This is a genomic window from Sphingopyxis sp. KK2, assembly GCF_001990265.1.
Lineage (GTDB): Bacteria > Pseudomonadota > Alphaproteobacteria > Sphingomonadales > Sphingomonadaceae > Sphingopyxis.
The window spans coordinates 1-4015 of record NZ_LYVN01000222.1 but is presented as its reverse complement, the minus strand read 5'-3'; the positions used below and the strand labels follow the sequence as shown (position 1 = coordinate 4015).

General features: G+C 69.0%; 3 protein-coding genes and 1 pseudogene. 2 read left to right on the top strand and 2 right to left on the bottom strand.

All coding sequences use genetic code 11. The annotated features are described in order from the left end of the window. Both B1A78_RS20730 and nhaA read right to left on the bottom strand, forming a co-directional pair. Positions 1 to 206, bottom strand: a pseudogene (locus tag B1A78_RS20730) (hypothetical protein); the annotation flags it as partial. Then, positions 203 to 1480: a Na+/H+ antiporter NhaA gene (gene nhaA, locus B1A78_RS20725; protein WP_077148760.1), complete on the bottom strand. Its 1278-nt coding sequence runs from the start codon at positions 1478 to 1480 to the stop codon at positions 203 to 205. The pseudogene B1A78_RS20730 and the gene nhaA, both read right to left, overlap by 4 nt. A 139-nt stretch (positions 1481 to 1619) precedes the next feature. Between nhaA and B1A78_RS20720 the strand changes: the two genes are divergently transcribed. Together B1A78_RS20720 and B1A78_RS20715 are read left to right on the top strand one after the other, a co-directional pair. Further along, complete coding sequence (locus B1A78_RS20720; protein WP_077148759.1) at positions 1620 to 3038, top strand: glycosyl transferase family protein; 1419 nt, start codon at positions 1620 to 1622, stop codon at positions 3036 to 3038. Further along, positions 3038 to 4015 (top strand): hypothetical protein (locus tag B1A78_RS20715; protein WP_077148758.1); only part of this gene is annotated, 978 nt, incomplete at its 3' end. The genes B1A78_RS20720 and B1A78_RS20715, both read left to right, overlap by 1 nt.

Below are 4015 nucleotides of genomic sequence, written 5' to 3'. Positions count from 1 at the left end.
TCGACCTCGGCGACGGCAGCGTCGGCGGCGGGCGACTTGGCGGGCGCGGGCGCCGGTGTTGGAACGACCGCCGCGCTGCCATCGGCCTTGCGCGCTTCGACCTCGCGCTTCATTTCGGGGTCGAGCGCATAGCAGCCCGACAGCGTCGCGGCGGCAAGCAGGGCCGCGCACAGGGCTTTGGGCGGCAGGCGCAGGCGATGGATCATGCGGGAAGCGGCTCCGACGTGTCGCGGACGTCGCCGTCGCCGATGATCTCGTCATCGGACCGGGTTTCGACCGCATCATGCTGCGGGTGCAGCGGCGCGAGGCGCAGTACCGCATAACCCGTTATCGCCGCAACCAGCGACCCCATCAAAATTCCGATCTTGGCTTCCTCGATCAGCAAGGGGGTGCCGGGGAAGGCGAGCCCGCCGATGAACAGGCTCATCGTGAAACCGATGCCGCACAGCAGCGACACGCCATAGACCTGGAGCCAGGTCGCGCCGCGCAGCTTGCCGGCGATGCCGAATTTGACGCTCAGCCACACGCTGCCGAAAATGCCGACCTGCTTGCCGAGGAACAGCCCCGCCGCGATGCCGAGGGGCAGGGGCGCGAAGATCTGGTCGAGCGTGAGGCCCGACAGGTCGACCCCGGCATTGGCGAAGCCGAACAGCGGCACGATCGCGAAGGCGACCCACGGATGCAGCGCATGTTCGAGGCGGTGGAGCGGCGAGGTCGCGCTGTCGGGCGTGCCCGGGGTACGCTCGAAGGGGATCGCCATCGCCGCGAGCACCCCCGCGATCGTCGCATGCACGCCCGACAGCAGCATCGCATACCAGAGCAGCGCGAACAGCAGCAGATAGACGATCAGGCTTTTGGCCCCGAAGCGGTTGCAGGCGAACATCAGCCCCAGCACCGCGCCCGCCGCGGCGAGTGCGACGAGATTGATCTTGGCGGTATAGAAAAGCGCGATGATCGCGACCGCGCCCATGTCGTCGACGATCGCGACGGTGACGAGGAACAATTTGAGCGAGGTCGGCGCGCGCCTGCCGAGCAGCGCGAGCACCCCCATCGCAAAGGCGATGTCGGTTGCGGCGGGGATCGCCCAGCCCTGCGCCAGCCCCGGCGTGCCGCCGGCAAAGGCCATGTAGAGGATCGCAGGGACCGCCATGCCCGCGGCGGCGGCGATGAAGGGCAGGCGTCGCCGGTCCCAGCTCGCAAGACGCCCGTCGACGAACTCGCGCTTGATCTCGAGCCCAACGAGCAGGAAGAAAATCGCCATCAGCCCGTCGTTGATCCACAGGTGGACCGTCATCGGACCCAATTTCTCCGACAGCGTCGGCCCCGTCACGGCATGAATCATGTGCCGATAGCTCTCGCCGAACGCCGAGTTGGCGACGAGCATCGCGAGCGCTGCCGCGAAGATCAGCAACATCCCGCCCGCGCTCTCGCTTTCGAGGAAATCGCGCAGGGCGGAGCGGCTGGTCGAACTACGGGTCATCGGATGAAAGGAGGCCTTCGCTTCGGGAGGAGCCTATGTCCTAGCGCCGGACGGCGGCGGCGTCACCCTTTACGCAAGCCGCAGTTTTTACTAGTCATCCAAACTATTGGCGGCATGACGTCATATGGGGGCGAGGCGCATGGTGGGGCTGTCGACCGCAGAATTGGAAATTCTGGCCGCGACGGCCAGTCACGAACTGTTGCTCTTCGCATCGGTCGGTATCCTGTTCATCGGTTTCGACGACCTGCTTTTCGATATATTATGGTTCGTCACAGGCTCGCGTGACGAAGCTACGCCTTATCTTGCCGACATGCGCCGGCAGGGGCAGGTCATCGGGCCGCTCGCGGTCTTCGTTCCCGCCTGGGAAGAGGCCGATGTGCTGCCGGCGATGATCCGCCGGACGCTGAGCGCGTGGCAGGGCGAGGATTTCCGGCTCTATCTCGGCTGCTATCCCAATGATGTGGCCACGCTGTTCGCGGTGTCGCCGCTCATCGCGGCCGACCCCCGCCTGCGCCTCGTGATCGGTGAAGGGGCCGGGCCGACGACCAAGGGCGACAATCTCAACCGGCTGTGGGACGCGATGGGCGCCGACGAGCGGATCGAGAATATCCGCTTCGCGGGGGTGGTGTTGCACGACGCCGAGGATGTCGTGCATCGCGGCGAACTCGCGCTGTATCGCGCCGGGCTGGCGCGCCATGCGATGGTGCAGATTCCGGTGCTGCCGCTGCTTGGAATCGGCCGGCAGTGGGTGGCGGGCCATTATGCCGACGAATTCGCCGAGGCGCATGGCAAGGATATGGTGCTGCGCGGCCGGCTCGGCGCGCCGCTGCCGTCGGCGGGGGTCGGCTGCGCGCTGACCCGCAACACGCTGACCTTTTTGTCGCTGCAGCGCGGCGGGTCTCCCTTTCGTCCCGACAGCCTGACCGAAGATTATGAGATGGGGATCCTCGTCGGCACCCATGGACTGAGCACGGCCTTTGTCGCGGCGATCGATGAAGACGGCGAATGGATCGTATCGCGCGGCCCGTTCCCGGCCACCTTGTCGGGGGCGATCAGGCAGAAATCGCGATGGATCACCGGCATTGCGCTCGCGGGCTGGGATCATCTCGGCTGGCGCGGCCCCGAAAGGGGCGCCTGGACCGCGCGCTGGATGCTGTGGCGCGATCGCCGAGCGCCGCTCGCCGCCGCCGTCCTGCTCGCAGCTTATGCGGCGCTGCTCGCCAACGCGATCTGTATCGCGGGCCACCATTTCCTCGGCTGGCAGGCACGGCCGCCGGGGGCGTTGCTGCCATTGCTGATGGGGATGTCGGGGGTGCTGCTGCTGTGGCGGCTCGGCATGCGCGGCCATTTCGCCGCGCGCGCCTATGGCTGGCGGCAGGGCTTGCTCGCGGTCCCGCGGGCCTTTGTCGCCAATATCGTGGCGATGATGGCGGCGCGAAAGGCGCTCGCCGATTATTGGCGCATGCTGCGCTCGGGCCGCGTCGTGTGGGACAAGACGCGGCGGAGCGAAAGCGACCTGCTGCTGATGGCGTCGGCGACGCCGGTTCGTCGCCGGTGATGAAGGCGGCGACCGCGACCGGCCCGCGCAATGGCGCGCGGCCGCTGCGTTTCCTGATGCTGCTGCTCGGCGGCTGGACGGTGGTGCGCGTGATGGCGCACTGGACCGTGCCGGCGCCGATGCAGCCGATCGAGATCGTGGCGGCGCCGGCGGAGGCACGTGCGGATTTCGATCCGCTCTGGGCTTCGGTCGTTGCGGCGTCCGATCGGCGGACCCTGCCCACCGCGTCGGCCGCGCCGATGGCTCGTGATGCATCGCATGGCGTCCTCCTGCCACGGTCGGCGCAGGACTTTGCCGAGGCGCCCGCCAAGGGCGACGCGCTCGGCGGGCTGCGATCCGCCATGCTCGCGCGCCTGTTGCCTCCGCTGCCGGGTGGCGAGGAGCGCGCGGCGGTCGCCGGCCGGGCGTGGGTGCCGGCCGAATTGCTGCCCTATGCGGGGCCGCCGGGCAGCGGCCAGCCCTATTGGATGAAGCGCCAGCTGGCGGGATGGTCGCTTGGCGGCTGGGCCTATGTCCGCGCCGGATCGGGCAAGGCACCGGGCGGCGGCCTCGCGGCCGCGAGCCAGCTTGGCGGCAGCCAGGCGGGGGTGCGGATCGCTTATGGCTTCGGCGACAGCGGGCGGCTGCGCGCTTATGGCCGCGTTACGATCGCGCTGGCGCAGCCGCGCCAGCGCGAACTGGCCCTCGGCCTCGCCTTTGCGCCCGTCGCGCATTGGCCGGTCGATGCGGCGATCGAACAGCGCGTCGCGCTCGGCAGTCAGGGGCGTACGGCGCTCGCGGCGACGGTCGTCGGCGGCGTGAGCGATGTGCCGCTGCTCGGGCGCTTCCGGCTCGAAGCCTATGGCCAGGCCGGCGTCGTCGGCACCAGGCGCCGCGAAGGTTTCGCCGATGCCGCGGTCGTCGTCGATCGCGAGATTGCGCGCGGACCCGAAGGGAGCGTGCATCTCGGCGCGCTCGCGGCGGGGTCGGTCCAGCCC